A 16,030-nucleotide genomic window follows, 5' to 3' on the forward strand; every position below is an offset into this window, starting at 1 on the left:
GTACTTATATTATATCACAAAAGACGGCCAAATAAGGTATGGAACATATTCGCGCCTTAGAAAAGTTAAGGTTTAGTCCTATTTTTGGTCATAAAAGCGGAGATAACAGCTGACAAAGACCTTGAATCAACTTGACATTTCTGCCCCGCTTCATGAATTTCTCAGGGTCAATAAACTCGCTGTGTTTCTGGTCTTTTTCAAAAGCGGCGGCAAGCCGGGCAACCATATCCGGGGCCAGCAGCACCGCAGTCAGCTCGAAATTGGAATAGAAGCTGCGCATATCCAGATTGGCACTGCCGGCCGTCGCCAGCAGATCATCCACGATCATGACCTTGGCATGCATGAAGCCCGCAGTATAGCGGTAAAATTTCACCCCGGCATCCTGCAGATTCTCCAGATACGATAAGGATGCAGCATAAACAAGCTTGTTGTCCGGCTTGGCCGGAATGATGATCCGCACATCCACTCCGCTCAGCACCGCATTTTTCAGTGCCCGGCAGATCGCCGGATCTGGTATGAAATAAGGCGAGGTGATCCAGATCCGCTTTCTGGCCGCCGTCAGGGCGCCAAAAAACATCTCCTGGGATGCATCCACCGCGCCGTCCGGCCCGCTGGCGACTATCAGCACAGCTTCCTCCCCGCTGCATTGATGCTCCGGAAAAAAACGCGGATGGCTGAGCCAGTCTCCGGCGGCCAGCTTCCAGTCCTTCAGGAACACATACTGCAGATCATATACCGCATCCCCCTCCAGCCTTAAATGCGTGTCGCGCCAATTGCCCATTTTGGGGTCTTTGCCCAAATAGTCATCACCGACATTCATTCCGCCCGTAAACCCTACCAGCCCGTCGACAACCATTATTTTGCGGTGATTCCGGTAATTGAACCGCCGCTCCAGCAGCGACAACAACGGCGGCAGGAAGAAATGAACCTCTACGCCGGCATTTTTCATCGTGCGGATAAACCTCTTACTCAGCGCATGACTGCCCAGACCATCGCATAAGAGGCGGACCCTCACCCCCTGGCGGGCCTTGCGGACCATAACATCCTGAAACCGGTCGCCAATCTCATCATCGCGGAAAATATAGAATTCCAGGTGGATATGCTCCCGCGCACTTTCCATCGCCTCCAGCATAGCCTCATAGGCAGCTCCGGCGTTAGGCAGAATCCGGCAGCGGTTACGCCCGGTAATCTTCATATCGGACAGCCCGGAGAGCAGACGCAGCAGGCTGCCCCGGCCGGCAAATCTGGGATTTCCGCATTCCTCTGTTTTTTTGATGATCCTGATTTTACTGCAGACATGTGTGCGGATTTCACTGCGCCGCGCCGGCGTACAGCGACTGCCTATTCTGCGGCTCTGCCAGTAATCACGCCCGAGAAAATAATAAAACGCAAGACCTGCCGGAGGGCAGCAAAAGCTGAGAAATATCCAGGCCATAGCCCTTTGGGGGCGGCGGTATTCGAACAGTATGATGGCTGCAATCTGCAGCACAAAGAGAGCCAGTAAGAGTGCAATAATGGTCAAGCCGTCACCTCCGCAATCTCTATAAACACCAGCCGGCACCCTCGTCCCCGCTGCTCCGGACAGGCTGATTCTAGTACAGGTTTTGCCGGAACTCTCCCTCTTTATTCAGGCAAACCGTTGTCATGTTCATCCAAAGGGCTGAATACATAGAGTAATAGGACAAATCGGATGAGCCCCAGGATTACAGGATTTCCGGATTCACAGCCAAGTACAAGGCGGCTGCACAGCCGCAGAAAGGAGAAGCTATGAAAGCCCAGCACAAGGATAACCGGATTACCCTGCTCGTTGTCCGCGAAGCCGGACGTCCGGTCAGACAACTGCAGCTGTCCAAGCCGCTGGCCCTGGCCCTGCCGGCTGCGGCCGCCCTTTCTATTTCCAGTCTGGTCACCTCGATGCATTTTCATGCCTCACGTTCCATTGCCGAGCTGGAGGCGGAGGCTGCTTCCTTGTCCCTGGCCAATCTCCGGATGGAGATGAAGGTGGCCGACAAGGATCAGACGCTGCAGCAGCTCCGCAGCCAGGTAACGGAGCTGTCTGAAGAAGCCGAGTTAATCAAAGACAAGCTCAAAAGTGTAAGTGAGCTTGAAGCAGAGCTGCAATCGCTGATTGACAGCGAGGAGGCGACCGGGACCGATTCAGATGCCGCTCAGGACTCTGCCTCTATTTCAGGGAATCCCCCGGCATCCGCTTCCGGAAATGCATTTGCAGTTACCTCAGCAGGCCCGTCTGCAGGCTATAGAGCAGCTGCTTTAAATGCAGGACCGCAGGTAAGTCCTGCCGCCGCTGTCGCTTCCCTGCCGGCCATCAGCTTCCGTCTGGGAGCCATCTCGGGCGCAATCAGCAGCACGGTAACTCCGCAGGTAGGCGGAGAATATATCGCCGTCTATCAGGATGATCCCCTGGGAATGGTACAGGAGACACGGGATGACTACGAAGAAATCCGCAGCCTGCTGGATGAGATGCTGGCCAGCCTGTCCACCACCATTACAGAAGCCAAAGAGGTCCGGGATGCAGAGGCCCAGCTTAAGGCCAGTCAGGCCCTCGCTGAAAAAGCTCGTCTGGCTCCGGCCGTTATCTGGCCCACCCGTTCCAAGGTTATTACCTCCAGCTTCGGCTACCGTTCCGATCCCTTCAAGGGAATCTCCGCCTATCACTCGGGCATTGACATTGCCGGCAGTATTGGAGACCCCATCTATGCGGCCATGGAGGGTGAGGTTACTGCATCGGATCAAATGGGCGCAAGAGGCAAATACATTATTATCAAGCATGCAAACGGTCTCGAAACCTGGTACATGCATCTGAACAGCATGACCGTCTCTGCCGGAGATAAGGTCAGCAAAGGCGAGCAAATCGGTACCCTCGGCAATACCGGGCGCAGTACGGGGCCACATTTGCATTTTCAGGTTATCAAGCAGAATAAAGCGGTCAACCCTTTGGGTTATGTCAAACCATAGAACATGGATGAGAGGTGGGTATACATGTGGAATAGACGCAAGCAGGCTGCGCCGTTCCGGCCGACGGATTCGCTGATCGGCCACGGGGGCAATCTGGAGGGCAAGGTGCAGTGTGATACGAACTTGCGGATTGAGGGGAACTTCAGCGGGGAAATCCAATGCCAGGGGACCGTTACAATCGGTGAACAGGGAACCGTACGCTCCACGATTAAAGCCAAGGAAATCATCATCGCCGGAAAAGTGTACGGTGACGTCACAGCGGACCAGCGGCTCACCATGACAGGCACTGGCCAGCTGCACGGTAACATTCTGGCGGGCGCGCTGAGTATTATGGAAGGCAGTGTGCTGAACGGCTCAATCGCTACAGCCGAACAACCTGCTGCCTTACTGTCAGACGCTGCCGCCGGGGCGGAGAACACAGACAAAGCAGGCAAACGCGGGTCCAAGCAGCAGGGCAAACGCGAAGCGGGCTAAGCGGGCGCTGCCCGCTTAGCCTCACTTTTATTACATCAGATAACCTGTTTAAGCAGCTACGTCCCTTTTACTGAAGACAAGCCAGGAAACCGCCAGGAACAGCACATAGTATGCAGCCAGCACTGCAACCGAGAATCCAAGGCTGACCCCTCCCGGACCCGTATCGCTGAGCAAATAGCCCCGCAGGTCCATATGAGTGAAAATCAGATACTTGGCCCACTCGAAGCGTTCAGGATTAAAAATCTGGACAAAAATATTTTTGGTGAACATGATAAACAGCGACAGTCCGATCGCCAGCCCGCTTGCACGGAAGACACTGGAGACCATAAATGCAAGGGCTGCTGTCAGGAACAGCTCAATGTAGCGGCAGAACAAATCCATCAATGAGTATTCCGCCGGGGTCCAGGACATCAGATTGGTTACATCAGAGGTATCCTGTCCGGAGAAAATGAGCGATGACGCATATCCGAAAGCAACCAGCACAGCAGTGCTGAGCAAGCTGAACAGAATCATCGAAATGTATTTCGAGAGCAGAATTTTGGAGCGGCTCCACGGACGGATCAGCAGCAGCTTGATGGTCCCCCAGGAAAATTCACCGGCCACAGCATCAGAAGCGATCACCACCGTAAAGATGGTATTCAAAAAGAAGGAGATCGTAACCGTCAGCTGAAAATTATCCCACACTCCAACCGGATCAGAACTGCTTGTAAAATAAATCAGTGCCGGAAACAGCGCACTCATGAGTCCCAAGATAACCAGCATAACCCATGTGCGGACCCGGCTGTAAATCTTGATGTTCTCATTATGTATGAGAGCTGCGAACTCACCCAATGCCTTCACCTCCGGTAATCTCCAGGAATTGATCTTCCAGTGACCGTGCCAGCGCCCTGATGCTATAAACTTTGAAGCCTGCTGCCACAAGTTTTGCATTCAGCTCAGCAATGTCCTCACGTGCGGCCTCCACGGAGATCCCCCCGGTTTTTAACACGCCTTGTCCAAGCACGGCCAGCGCACCCTCAGGATCATCAACCTCAAACAGCGTTTCCGTAACCGGCATTACAGCGTCTCCTACTGCTTTCAGCTGCTTAACATCAATCAGCCGGCCGTTCTGGATGATGGCCACACTGTCACACATCAGCTCCATCTCGGACAGCAGGTGGCTGGAGACAAATACGGTCGTCCCCTCCTCCTGGCACAGCCGCCGCAAATAGTCGCGCAGCTCCCGGATGCCCTGGGGATCAAGACCATTCGTCGGCTCATCCAGGATCAGCAGCTTCGGCCGGTGCAGCAGGGCCTGGGCCACGCCCAGCCGCTGGCGCATACCGAGTGAATAGGTTTTGACTTTGTCGTTAATTCTCTGGCCAAGCCCGACCAGCTGCACAACCTCATCAATCCGCTGCTTCGTGACACCGGGAACCATCCGCGCATACTGGCGCAGATTCTGGTACCCGCTCAGGAACTTGTACATTTCCGGATTCTCCACGATCGCGCCGACATTGGCCACAGCCTCTTCAAAATGATCCTTGATGCTGCGTCCGCAGATCAGAATGTCGCCGCGGCTGATCGAGATCAAGCCGACCATCATGCGGATCGTAGTTGTTTTCCCGGCGCCATTGGGCCCAAGGAACCCGAAAATCTGTCCGGACGGAATATCCAGCGTCAGATCACTTACCAGCGTTTTGGAGCCGATTTTTTTGGTTACCCCCATCAGGCTGGCTACAGGCTTATTCGCCGATTCTGCCGTAAGTGGCATTTCTTCACTTCCTTTCTTTCGTTTATAAAATGAAATATTCAAATCTCCAAGCATGGTTCAAGTCATAACTCCGGGGATTGGTTGGATTTCAGGCTGCTGTTGGTGTACAGAATAGATTTGAAGTTTTCCTAACGTGATGGCCGTGACTCCAGGGAATGTTTCGACTTCCAGCCGCTGTTGTCTGCAGATTTCTTGAACATACTCGCTGTTCGCGGTATAAATCCGCAGACTGCCTATGCTTCCGTAGCGAGCTTTTCTGCGAAAAGCTTTCAGGCTGACGCTCCGCTCTTCCAGTTCCAAAATTCCCTTCGTTACTCTTACCTTGCATAGATTTTGAAAAATTTCATTTTATTTATTTTCCATTTTACCACATCTTACCTTTTTCCTGAAAATCAGGGATAAGGGAAGAGCTAACTATCTAATAGACGGTTTAACAGGACGATAACACTGCATCTATAGAAAATTTTTAGAAGAATGTCGCTCCATGCTCTACCCCTCTACCTATAAGCCGAATTATAAGCCGCCTATCTTTAAACAGGACAATTGTTCTACAGAAATAACGGGATTTTTCCCTCTATTACGACTAACTCTGGCTACTTTGGGGGAGGTTTGCCCATTCCTGCATTTTGGACTGGGCTGACAGACCTGCTTTAATGGAGTTAATCCATGATTAACTATTCATCATGCTTAGGGTGGAGGAGTGCCACCAGCTATACTGGTATATATGAAAAAGGGCCGTATCCTCCGCCAAGCGGACGAATACAGCCCTTTTCTCTTTATTCCATTAAGCCGGTCAAAAAGACCCGGCTATGATGATTTAGCCTCCAACACGCGCAAGCTCACGCATATTGGCTTCAAAAGCAGCCATCAGGGCAGCTTCGCCGGTCAGGCCGGTCTGCTCTACCTTGCGGATCTGCTCCAGCATCCGTTTGTAATCCTTCGGAATGACACGGACGAACTTAGGCAGCGACGCTTCCCAGCTGTCCAGAATCCGGCCTGCGGCAGCACTGCCAGTAAGCTCGGCATGACGGCTGATCAGCTTGTGCAGCTCTGCTGCTTCCTCAGCTTCTTCAACCCGCTCCAGCAGGACCATTTCCAGGTTACAGCGTTTGATGAAGCTGTTCTCCGGATCGTAGACATAGGCGATACCGCCGGACATTCCTGCCGCGAAGTTGCGGCCGGTTGCACCCAGCACGGCTACACGGCCGCCGGTCATATATTCACAGCCATGGTCGCCCACGCCTTCTACGACTACATTCGCGCCCGAGTTGCGGACAGCAAACCGTTCGCCGGCAATACCGTTGATATAGGCTTCACCGCCGGTTGCCCCGTAGAGCGCGGTATTTCCGATAATAATGTTATCTTCAGCGGCAAAGGTAGCCTTTGGCGACGGCTTGATAATCAGCTTGCCGCCGGACAGTCCCTTACCTACATAGTCATTGGAGTCGCCTTCGACCGTAATCGTAATCCCCTTAGGTACGAAAGCACCAAGACTTTGTCCGGCAGAGCCGGTGAAATTCAGGCGGATCGTATCATCCGGCAGTCCGGCAGCCCCGTATTTGCGGGTCAGCTCGCTGCCCAGGATCGTGCCGACAGCACGGTTAACGTTGGTGATCGGCAGGGATACCTCCACCGGCTGGCCGGATTCCAGTGCCGGAGCCGCCAGATCGAGGAGCTTCGATACATCAATCGTTTCTTCCAGGCCGTGGTTCTGGAACTTGCTGCGGAAGCGGGTGCTTCCTTCCGGCAGTTCCGGTGTATGCAGCAGGCCGCTCAGATCGACGCCCTTCTTCTTCCAGTGGTAATCAGCATGGACTGCATCCAGGCAATCCGTGCGTCCAACCATCTCTTCAATGGTCCGGAAGCCAAGCTCTGCCATAATTTCGCGCAGATCCTGAGCTACAAAGGTCATGAAGTTAACGACATGCTGCGGATCACCGGTAAAGTTTTTGCGCAGATCCGGATTCTGGGTGGCAACGCCGACCGGACAGGTGTCCATCTGGCAGACGCGCATCATGATACAGCCTACCGCTACGAGCGGCGCGGTTGCAAATCCGTATTCTTCGGCTCCCAGCAGTACAGCTACCGCAAGGTCGCGTCCGCTGAGCATCTTGCCGTCGGTTTCCAGTACAACACGGTCACGCAGATTGTTCAGCATAAGCGTCTGGTGAGTCTCGGCAAGCCCGAGCTCCCACGGCAGACCGGCATGGCGGATCGAGTTCATCGGGGAAGCCCCGGTACCGCCGTCATAACCGCTGATCAGGATAATGTCGGCACGGCCTTTGGCTACGCCTGCGGCAATCGTTCCGACCCCAACCTCAGACACCAGCTTGACGTTAATGCTGGCCCGCGGATTAGCATTCTTCAGATCATAGATCAGCTCTGCCAGATCCTCGATCGAGTAGATGTCATGATGCGGCGGCGGCGAGATCAGGCCTACGCCTGCTGTAGAGCCGCGCACTTCCGCTACCCAAGGATAAACCTTGCGGCCCGGAAGCTGTCCGCCTTCACCAGGCTTCGCTCCCTGTGCCATCTTGATCTGGATTTCATCGGCGTTCACCAGATAGTTCGAGGTTACCCCGAAACGTCCCGATGCCACCTGCTTGATCGCACTGCGGCGGGAATCGCCGTTAGCGTCTGGGATGAAGCGGGCCGGATCTTCCCCGCCCTCACCGGTGTTGCTCTTCCCGCCGATGCGGTTCATTGCAATCGCCAGCGTCTCATGGGCTTCCTTACTGATAGAGCCGAATGACATGGCTCCGGTCTTGAAGCGTTTCATGATCGATTCTGCCGATTCAACCTCCTCCAGCGGAACCGGCTGGTTCACGGATTTGAATTCCAGCATGGAGCGGATCGTCTGGTGCTTCTTGCTCTCCCCTTGAACAAGCGCCGCATATTTCTTATACAGCGCGTAGTCACCGCTTCGTACAGAATGCTGCAGCAGATGAATGGTCTGCGGGTTGAACAAATGATCTTCCCCGTCACTGCGCCATTGATAATCACCGCCGGAATCGAGCACCTTGTCGTTGCCGTCCTTGTCGGTGAAAGCGCGGTTGTGGTGCATCAGCGCTTCAGCCGCCACTTCCGCAAGGCCGATACCGCCGATGCGGGAAGGTGTCCAAGTGAAGTAACGGTCCACGAACTCTGAGCTCAGGCCGACCGCTTCAAAAATCTGTGCGCCGCGGTACGACTGAATTGTGGAGATTCCCATTTTGGACAATATTTTAACTACGCTCTTCGTCGCAGCCTTGATGTAGTTCTTAACAGCCTTCTCATGCGAGATGCCGCGCAGCAGACCCTGGCCGATCATATCGTCCAAGCTCTCAAAAGCAAGGTAAGGATTGACTGCACTTACGCCGTAGCCGAGCAGCAGCGCGTAATGATGTACTTCACGCGGTTCGCCGGACTCCAGCAGAATGCTGACCTTGGTCCGCGATCCGGAGCGGATCAGATGGTGATGCAAGCTGGATACAGCAAGCAGCGCCGGAATGGCTGCATTCTCACGGTCTACACCGCGGTCAGACAGGATAAGGATATTGTGGCCTTTGGCCATTACACGGTCAGCCGCTTCATTCATACGCTCTAGCGCGATGCGCATGCCTTCCGCTCCAAGCTCAGCCGGGAACAGGATCGGAATCGACATCGACTTGAAGCCGGCACGGCGGACGTGGCGGATCTTAGCGAAATCCTCATTGGAGAGGATTGGCGACTCAAGGGAAATCTGGCGGCAGCTCTCAGGTTCAGGCTTCAGCAGGTTGCGTTCCGGACCGATTGTGGTAGCTGTAGACGTAATCAGCTCCTCACGGATAGCATCGATCGGCGGGTTGGTTACCTGTGCAAACATTTGTTTAAAGTAGTTGTAGAGACGCTGCGGACGGTCCGAAAGCACGGCCAGCGGGGCATCATAGCCCATCGAGCCGACGGCTTCGGCGCCGGTGGAGGCCATAGGCTCAAGCACCTTGCGCAGATCTTCAAAGGTATAGCCGAACGACTGCTGCAGCTGCTGCACATTGTCATGCTTAGGATTCGGCAGCTCAGGCGCTTCAGGAAGCTGATCCAGACCGATCAGATGCTCATCGAGCCACTGGCGGTACGGCTGCTCGGAGGCGATTTGGGCTTTAACTTCCTCATCCGAGATAATCCGGCCCTGCTTCGTATCAACCAGCAGCATACGTCCCGGTCTCAGCCGGTCTTTGTATAATACATCCTCTGCCGGAATATCAAGTACTCCCGCTTCCGAGGACAGAATAATCATATCGTCTTTGGTTACATAATAACGCGCAGGACGCAGACCGTTGCGGTCAAGCATCGCACCGATTTGCACACCGTCGGTAAAGCCCATTGCGGCCGGCCCGTCCCACGGCTCCATCAGCGTGCTGTGATACTCGTAGAACGCCTTCTTCTCTTCGCTCATAGTCTCATGGTTGCTCCAAGGCTCAGGCACCATCATCATGGCCACATGCGGCAGGGAGCGTCCGCTGAGATAGAGGAATTCAAAGGTGTTGTCGAACATAGCGGTATCCGAACCGTCAGGATTTACAATCGGCTTGATTTTGCCGAGGGATTCCCCGAATACTTCACTCTTGAACAGGGACTGGCGGGCATGCATCCAGTTCACATTCCCCCGCAGCGTATTGATCTCACCGTTGTGGATCATGAAGCGGTACGGGTGGGCACGCTCCCAGCTCGGGAACGTGTTCGTGCTGAAACGGGAGTGAACGAGGGCAATTGCCGACTCCAGGTCTTCGTTCTGCAGATCCAGGTAGAACTGGCCTACCTGCTCGGTTGTCAGCATGCCTTTGTATACGATCTTGCGGCAGGACATGCTTGGCATATAAAAGGATTCAGCCTCTTCAACACCGCCGTAGCGGATAGCGAGCTCTGCACGTTTGCGGATTACAAACAGCTTGCGTTCAAAAGCCAGCTCATCAGCAAGGCCTTCCGAACGGCCGATAAACACCTGGCGTACATAAGGCTTGGCAGCCTTAGCGGTTTTGCCCAGCATTTCATCATAGGTGGGAACATCACGGTATCCCAGCACGGTCTGGCCTTCTTCAGCAATAATCTCGCTTAACAGAGCTTCATGACGGGCGCGGATCTCCTCGTTATGAGACAAAAAGATCATACCCACGCCATATTGGCCCTGTTCCGGCAGCTCAAAGCCAAGCTTACTGGCTTCACCGGCAAAGAAACGGTGCGGAATTTGCAGCATAATGCCGGCTCCGTCACCGGAGTTCGGCTCGCTTCCCTGTCCGCCGCGATGCTCCATATTAAAGAGCATGGTCAAAGCGTTGCTTACGATATCATGGGAAGGTTTACCTTTAATATGGGCAACAAAGCCCATGCCGCATGCATCTTTTTCGAACTGGGGATCATAAAGACCTTGTTTGTTGGGCAGTTCAGTGTGTCTCATCATACGCAACCTTTCTATTCTAAAGTAGTACCTTGATTCTCAGGAAAATGTTACAAAGAAATTCTTAATATTTATTCAAGCCAGATTGGTTATATAAGTTTATCATCGACCTGACATGAGCGCAATTTAAAGTTTTTTATGAGTTTGATTAACATTTGTTTTTACGGTACAGCTTTACTGAGTGAAAGTGTAAAAAAACTTTATCGCGCATATTTATGCATAACTATTGTATAAGCTCTTATTCAATGAAAACGCTTTAGACTGTTTTCGTTTTCACTATATACTCTTTTTTATGGACTTTTCCGCATATAAAAAACACAAGGGCGCCCCCGCGGGGACGCCCTTTGTACATATCAGCCGTTTTCAGATCATGTGATTATACAGTCAAAACTTGTTCACCTTTTACAGAAATTTCATTCTCCTGCTCACGGGTCATGAAGTACGTAAACGTAAGGGCCAGGAACACAATCCCATAAATGGCCAGCACTCCCGCATCGCTCCACATCACACCGTAATTGCCGGTGGAAATGGCTGCCTTGAACCCGCGGACACTGTAGGTCATCGGAAGCAGCGGATTGAAGAACTTCATCCAGCCCGGAATCAGCTCCAGCGGGAAGGTTCCTGCGCTGGTTGTCAGCTGGAAGATCAGAATCACAATGACTACAAAGCGTCCAGGCTGATCCAGCCAGGTTACTATCGCCTGGATCATCCACATGAACGAGATGCTGGTGATGAAGGTAAATGCATAGAACAAGGCCACATTCTGTACCTCAAGGCCAAGGCCGTACAGTACAATCATTGCCGCCATCAGCGACTGGAGCACGCTCATCATTGAGAAGGTCAGCGTACGGCTGACAAAGCGGTTGAACCGGGTTGCACCGATGACCTCGGAGCCGCTCATCGGAATAACCAGTGTGCAGATCAGTGCGCCAACAAATAATCCGAGCGACAGGAAGTAAGGGGCAAAGCCTGTGCCGTAATTCGGCACTGCGCTGACCTTCACTTCTTCAATCTGCACCGGCTGTGCGAACATGGACACCAGCGCATCCGTCTTGTTCACCGTGCTGGTCTGTGAAGCGGCATCTCCAAGCTTGGAGGCCAGCTCGCCGGAGCCGGACTTCAGCTCATCAAGGCCGTCCTTCAGCTGGCCCGCACCGTCGCTGAGCTTCTTCGAGCCGTCTGCTACGGAGTTCAGGCCGCTGCTCAGCTGGCCTGCGCCTGCCAGCAGCTTGGAGGTGCCGGCTTCCAGCGCCTTGCCCCCGTCAGCCAGCTTCGCTCCGCCTGCGGCTGCTTCGTCCAGCTTCGCGCCGAACTGCTGCATCCCGGCGGACAATGTGCCGCCGCCGGTTTCCAGCTTCGCTGCGCCGGCCAGGAGCTGCTGCTGCCCGGCCAGCAGCTGCGTGCTGCCTGCATTCAGCTGCTGCGCACCTTCATGCAGCTGGGTAACCCCCGCGTCCAGCTGCTGTGTTCCCGCCTGCAGCTGATTCGCGCCCTGCACCAGCTGCCCGTGGCCGCTGTGCAGCGAGGTTGCGCCAGCCAGCAGCTGCTGCTGGCTCTGATCGAGCTGCGCTGTGCCTTCGGCTACAGCGGCGCTTGCGGCCAGCAGCTTCTGCACGTCTGCACTCGCAGCAAGCTGAGGGTTCGACTTGGCCAGCTGCTGCAGGCCGTCTGATACTGCCTTGGCAGCGGCACTAACCTTCGCGCTGCCTTCCTTGGAAGCCTGAAGACCGGCTTCCAGCTTCGCACTGCCTTCACTGGCGTCTGTCAGTCCGGCTGCCAGCTTCGCGCTGCCGTCCACGACAGACTTCGTGCCGGCCGCAAGCTTCGCTGTTCCGTCTACTGCCGACTGTGTGCCGGCCTGCAACGCCTTGGCTCCGGCTTCAGTCTTCTTCAGTCCGGCGCTGAGCTGCTTGCTGCCGTCAGCAGTCTGGGCAACGCCTGCCTGCAGCTTCTTGTGTGCAGCGGATAATTGCTCAAGTCCGCCTGCCAGGGCGCTGCTGCCGCTCTCCAGCGCCGCAGCCCCGGTATTCAGGGCGGTTACGCCTTCAGTCAGCGGAGCTACACCTTCTACCAGCTTGCCCGTGCCTTCGGTCAGCACAACCAGATTATCCTTCAGCTTGAGTGCGCCGTCATCCAGCTTGGCTGCGCCGTCGGCAATTTTCGTTGCACCGTCTCCGGCATCGCCGAGCCCATCGGCGATTTCCGTAATTTTATCAAACACGGAAGTTGTATAAGCTTCAGTGATTTTGGCGGATACCTTGGTCTTGATATCCTTTACTGCAGTCCCGCCGATCTGGCCGGCCAGGAAGTTATAGCCTTCATTCGGCTCATAGATGATTTTGGCCGGCTGCGGATCTGCTTCCAGCAGTGTCGTCGCGTTCGCAGAAAAATCCTCAGGAACAATAATCGCCATGTAATACGTATTATCGTCCAGACCGGCTTCCGCCTCTGCACGGGTTACGAAATGCCATTTGAACCCGTCGGTCTTTTTAAGCTCCTCCACCAGATCACTTCCGGCGGTAAGCCGGGAGCCCTCGTACTCGGCGCCCTTATCCTCATTGACAACAGCCACCGGCAATTCGTTCATCTTACCGTACGGGTCCCAGAAGGCCTTGAGGAACAATCCGCTGTACAGCACGGGAATGAACAGGACGACAAACATGGGAATCAGCACCTTCGGATTCTTCAGCGCCGCGCCCAGGTCCTTGAAAAAGACAGATAAAGATTTCATTCTGGTTCTCTCCTTATAATCATATGCTCTTTATACAATGCTATAAATCTCTCTCTGTTTAAGCGGTACTGCGAATTTGCTGGCTGGATGAAAGTTGCAGTAACACCAGATGACCATTTTCCCCATTCGGTCATTCAAAGGCAAAAAAAATTTGTTCAGCCATTCTGCAACACTCTCCATAGGCAGCGCCGCATTCAGGGACAGCGGACAAACTGTGCCCCGGTCCCTCCCGCAGTTCATGATTTACTGTGCCAGGCCATCTGACAGAAACAAGTGAAAATAATCCTTGATCTGTTCCTTGCTCAAAGGTACATGCACCTTGTTCAGCTCGGCGGTCAGTACAATGTACAGCCTGAACATGACTATGGACACGATCTTGGGGTCGCACGGCTTGATCTCCCCTTGCTGTATGGCCTGTTCCACCTCCCGTTCCAGATATTCCAGCACAACGTTCTCGAGCTTGTCGAGCCCGTCACCGGCCTGCGGCGTTCCGAAATCGCGACTTTCCTGGGAAAGCTTGATAAACAGCTCATGTTCGCTTCGAAATTCAAGCAGTGCATCCAGCACCCTGTGCAGGTTATCAAAAAACGGCTTATCCCGCCTGATCTCCCGCTCGGCGATATGCTTCATCTCGGTAATGACATCACGCAGAATCTCATCAAACAGCTGCTCCTTATTCGTAAAAAAGGTATAAATCGTGCCTTTTCCGACATTCGCAATCTTGGCGACCTGATCCATTGTCGTTGCCTTATAGCCGAATAATGAAAAACATTTCGTCGCGGCCTGAAGCACCAGCTGCCTTCGATCTACCACAGCCACCTGTATCCACTCCCTTTCCTGCAAAAAAATCGCTGCCCATTGTCCTGACCACTTTACTAATCCGGTCACTTGGTCATTACTCACTTTATCACTTTCCCTTCCACTTGGCAATACCCGGCTGCGCTCTTTATTTTTAATTTATTGCAGTGTTTTAACTTTCCAATTACGTCTTATTTGTATAATGTGAGATATGGGGCTCATTCCCTTGTATAATGTAATAGAACTATTACAGAGAGGTATCTCGTATTCGATCTAAGAAGAGAACCCGCAATTCTACCCATGAAGGAAAGTAGCAGGTGAACTTATGCGAAAGAAAAGAGTACTGCTGTTTTCGGAAGGCTTCGGCACGGGCCATACAGGGGCAGCCTATGCTCTGGCCGAAGGAATCAGACTGCTTAACCCGGACGTCCAGTGTCGGGTCATTGAGCTGGGCAAATTCCTGAATCCTACGGTTGCGCCTTGGATCCTTTCCGCTTACCGCAAGACTGTCAGCAGCCAGCCCAAGCTGGTCGGCATGATGTATAAAACCCAATATCATAAATCACTGAACCGGCTGACCCGTGCAGCACTGCACCGGGTTTTTTATACTCATGCCAAAAAGGTGGTCGAGCAGCTGAGGCCCGATCTTATTATCTGCTCCCATCCGATTCCTGCTGCAGTCATCTCCAGGCTTAAGCAGCAGGGGCTGGATATACCGCTTTATACTTTGATTACAGACTATGACGCGCACGGCAGCTGGGTGAACCCTGAGGCTGACCGCTATCTGGTCTCTACCTCGCGGGTCAAATCCATCCTTACCGGGCGGGGAGTGCCGCCTGAGCTGGTTACAGTCACCGGCATTCCGGTGCACCCGAAGTTCTGGGAGCGTTCCAACAAGACATTGCTTCGTAAAGAGCTCGGACTGGCTGATATCCCCACCGTTCTGATTATGGGCGGAGGCTGGGGCCTGATGTTCGGCCAGGATGTCATGGATTCCCTTACCGCCAGAATGGATCAGATTCAGCTGATCTTCTGTATGGGGAGCAACGACAAGCTCGTAGCGCGGATGCGCTCCACTCCGCTGCTAAATCATCCTAATGTAAAAATTCTGGGCTACAGCAGCGAAATCAACAAGCTGATGGACGCTTCAGACCTGCTGATAACGAAACCGGGCGGGATGACCTGCACGGAAGGGCAGGCCAAAGGGATTCCAATGCTGTTCTACAGCGCCATCCCCGGCCAGGAAGAGAAAAACTGCCAGTACTTCGTAGAGCTCGGGCTGGCGGAGGTGCTCGACTCCCAGGTGGTGGACAAATGGTTCTCCCTCCTGCTCCGCGAATACGCGGGGATCGAGGAGCAGCGCAGACGGCGGCTCGCCCTGGAACGCCAGCAGCCCCACAACTGCGCCTCCACGGTGCTGCACCTTCTGGGCAAGACCGCAGACGGACCTGCCGAGCTGCGGAGCACACGGGCGCAGGCGCGGACAGAAGAGGCTGTTTATGTTACGCCCTGAACGATCAAAAACCTCCAATTCTGCCTGATGCAGATTTGGAGGTTTTTTAGTGTGCGCCCGGCATGGGCGATAACTTGGCGGTGAAAGTCCGCTACAGGCTTGGCAGTAGGAACTGTTAGCCAAGGGCAAGGGTGTCCGCCGCGAGGCGGAATCTGAAGGAAGCCGGAGGCAAACCCTCGGTCTGACGAACAGAAATCACATAGAAGGCATGCTGGGACGGACGAGCTTGCACTACAAAGCAAAGTCCAATACTGCCCGAATTCCAGGATGTAAATGTGGCAGATAGATGAGGGGAAAGTTATCGCTCTTACCCGGGGAGGTCTCACAGACGTCAAGTAGGGAAAAAAAAATCCGAACGACGGAGTAAAGCTT

Annotated in this window: 9 protein-coding genes; 3 read left to right on the top strand and 6 right to left on the bottom strand. The window is 53.9% G+C overall.

What is annotated here, in order from left to right:
• Positions 1 to 88: 88 nt before the first annotated feature.
• Positions 89 to 1,522 (bottom strand): cardiolipin synthase, encoded by a 1,434-nt coding sequence (cls, locus tag BLR64_RS27780; RefSeq protein WP_208607251.1) that lies wholly within the window; start codon positions 1,520 to 1,522, stop codon positions 89 to 91.
• Positions 1,523 to 1,767: 245 nt separating this feature from the next.
• Here cls and BLR64_RS31090 point away from each other — a divergent pair, with 245 nt between their 5' ends.
• Together BLR64_RS31090 and BLR64_RS27790 are read left to right on the top strand one after the other, a co-directional pair.
• Positions 1,768 to 2,976: a peptidoglycan DD-metalloendopeptidase family protein gene (locus BLR64_RS31090; protein ID WP_090719705.1), complete on the top strand. Its 1,209-nt coding sequence runs from the start codon at positions 1,768 to 1,770 to the stop codon at positions 2,974 to 2,976.
• A 24-nt stretch (positions 2,977 to 3,000) separates the two neighbouring features.
• Positions 3,001 to 3,450: a bactofilin family protein gene (locus tag BLR64_RS27790; RefSeq protein ID WP_090719707.1), complete on the top strand. Its 450-nt coding sequence runs from the start codon at positions 3,001 to 3,003 to the stop codon at positions 3,448 to 3,450.
• 48 nt (positions 3,451 to 3,498) lie between these two features.
• Here the strand turns inward: BLR64_RS27790 and BLR64_RS27795 are convergent, their stop codons facing one another.
• The 5 genes from BLR64_RS27795 to BLR64_RS27815 all read right to left on the bottom strand — a co-directional run bounded on the left by BLR64_RS27795 (position 3,499) and on the right by BLR64_RS27815 (position 14,166).
• The gene (locus BLR64_RS27795; RefSeq protein ID WP_090719709.1) at positions 3,499 to 4,281 is read right to left on the bottom strand and encodes an ABC transporter permease; all 783 of its coding nucleotides are present in this window, start codon (positions 4,279 to 4,281) and stop codon (positions 3,499 to 3,501) included.
• Positions 4,274 to 5,203, bottom strand: a complete 930-nt coding sequence (locus BLR64_RS27800; protein ID WP_090719710.1) for an ABC transporter ATP-binding protein — start codon at positions 5,201 to 5,203, stop codon at positions 4,274 to 4,276. Before BLR64_RS27800 ends, BLR64_RS27795 begins: the two co-directional genes overlap by 8 nt.
• Positions 5,204 to 6,020: 817 nt before the next feature.
• Positions 6,021 to 10,616, bottom strand: a complete 4,596-nt coding sequence (gltB, locus tag BLR64_RS27805) for a glutamate synthase large subunit (protein WP_090719712.1) — start codon at positions 10,614 to 10,616, stop codon at positions 6,021 to 6,023.
• Between the two features lie 376 nt (positions 10,617 to 10,992).
• Positions 10,993 to 13,347 (bottom strand): YhgE/Pip domain-containing protein, encoded by a 2,355-nt coding sequence (locus BLR64_RS27810; protein WP_090719714.1) that lies wholly within the window; start codon positions 13,345 to 13,347, stop codon positions 10,993 to 10,995.
• Between the two features lie 243 nt (positions 13,348 to 13,590).
• Positions 13,591 to 14,166, bottom strand: coding sequence for a TetR/AcrR family transcriptional regulator (locus BLR64_RS27815; RefSeq protein ID WP_068720711.1), 576 nt, complete (start codon positions 14,164 to 14,166; stop codon positions 13,591 to 13,593).
• A 304-nt stretch (positions 14,167 to 14,470) separates the two neighbouring features.
• On the opposite strand from BLR64_RS27815, the gene BLR64_RS27820 reads away from it, so the two are divergent.
• Positions 14,471 to 15,658: an MGDG synthase family glycosyltransferase gene (locus tag BLR64_RS27820; RefSeq protein WP_090719716.1), complete on the top strand. Its 1,188-nt coding sequence runs from the start codon at positions 14,471 to 14,473 to the stop codon at positions 15,656 to 15,658.
• The last annotated feature ends 372 nt before the right edge of the window (positions 15,659 to 16,030 follow it).

Source organism: Paenibacillus typhae, assembly GCF_900099765.1.
GTDB lineage: Bacteria > Bacillota > Bacilli > Paenibacillales > Paenibacillaceae > Paenibacillus_AQ > Paenibacillus_AQ typhae.

Coding starts and splice junctions, on each gene's coding strand:
- BLR64_RS31090 (WP_090719705.1), top strand. CDS start 1,768: ATGAAAGCCCAGCACAAGGATAACCGGATTACCCTGCTCGTTGTCCGC.
- BLR64_RS27790 (WP_090719707.1), top strand. CDS start 3,001: ATGTGGAATAGACGCAAGCAGGCTGCGCCGTTCCGGCCGACGGATTCG.
- BLR64_RS27800 (WP_090719710.1), bottom strand. CDS start 5,203: ATGCCACTTACGGCAGAATCGGCGAATAAGCCTGTAGCCAGCCTGATG.
- gltB (WP_090719712.1), bottom strand. CDS start 10,616: ATGAGACACACTGAACTGCCCAACAAACAAGGTCTTTATGATCCCCAG.
- BLR64_RS27810 (WP_090719714.1), bottom strand. CDS start 13,347: ATGAAATCTTTATCTGTCTTTTTCAAGGACCTGGGCGCGGCGCTGAAG.
- BLR64_RS27820 (WP_090719716.1), top strand. CDS start 14,471: ATGCGAAAGAAAAGAGTACTGCTGTTTTCGGAAGGCTTCGGCACGGGC.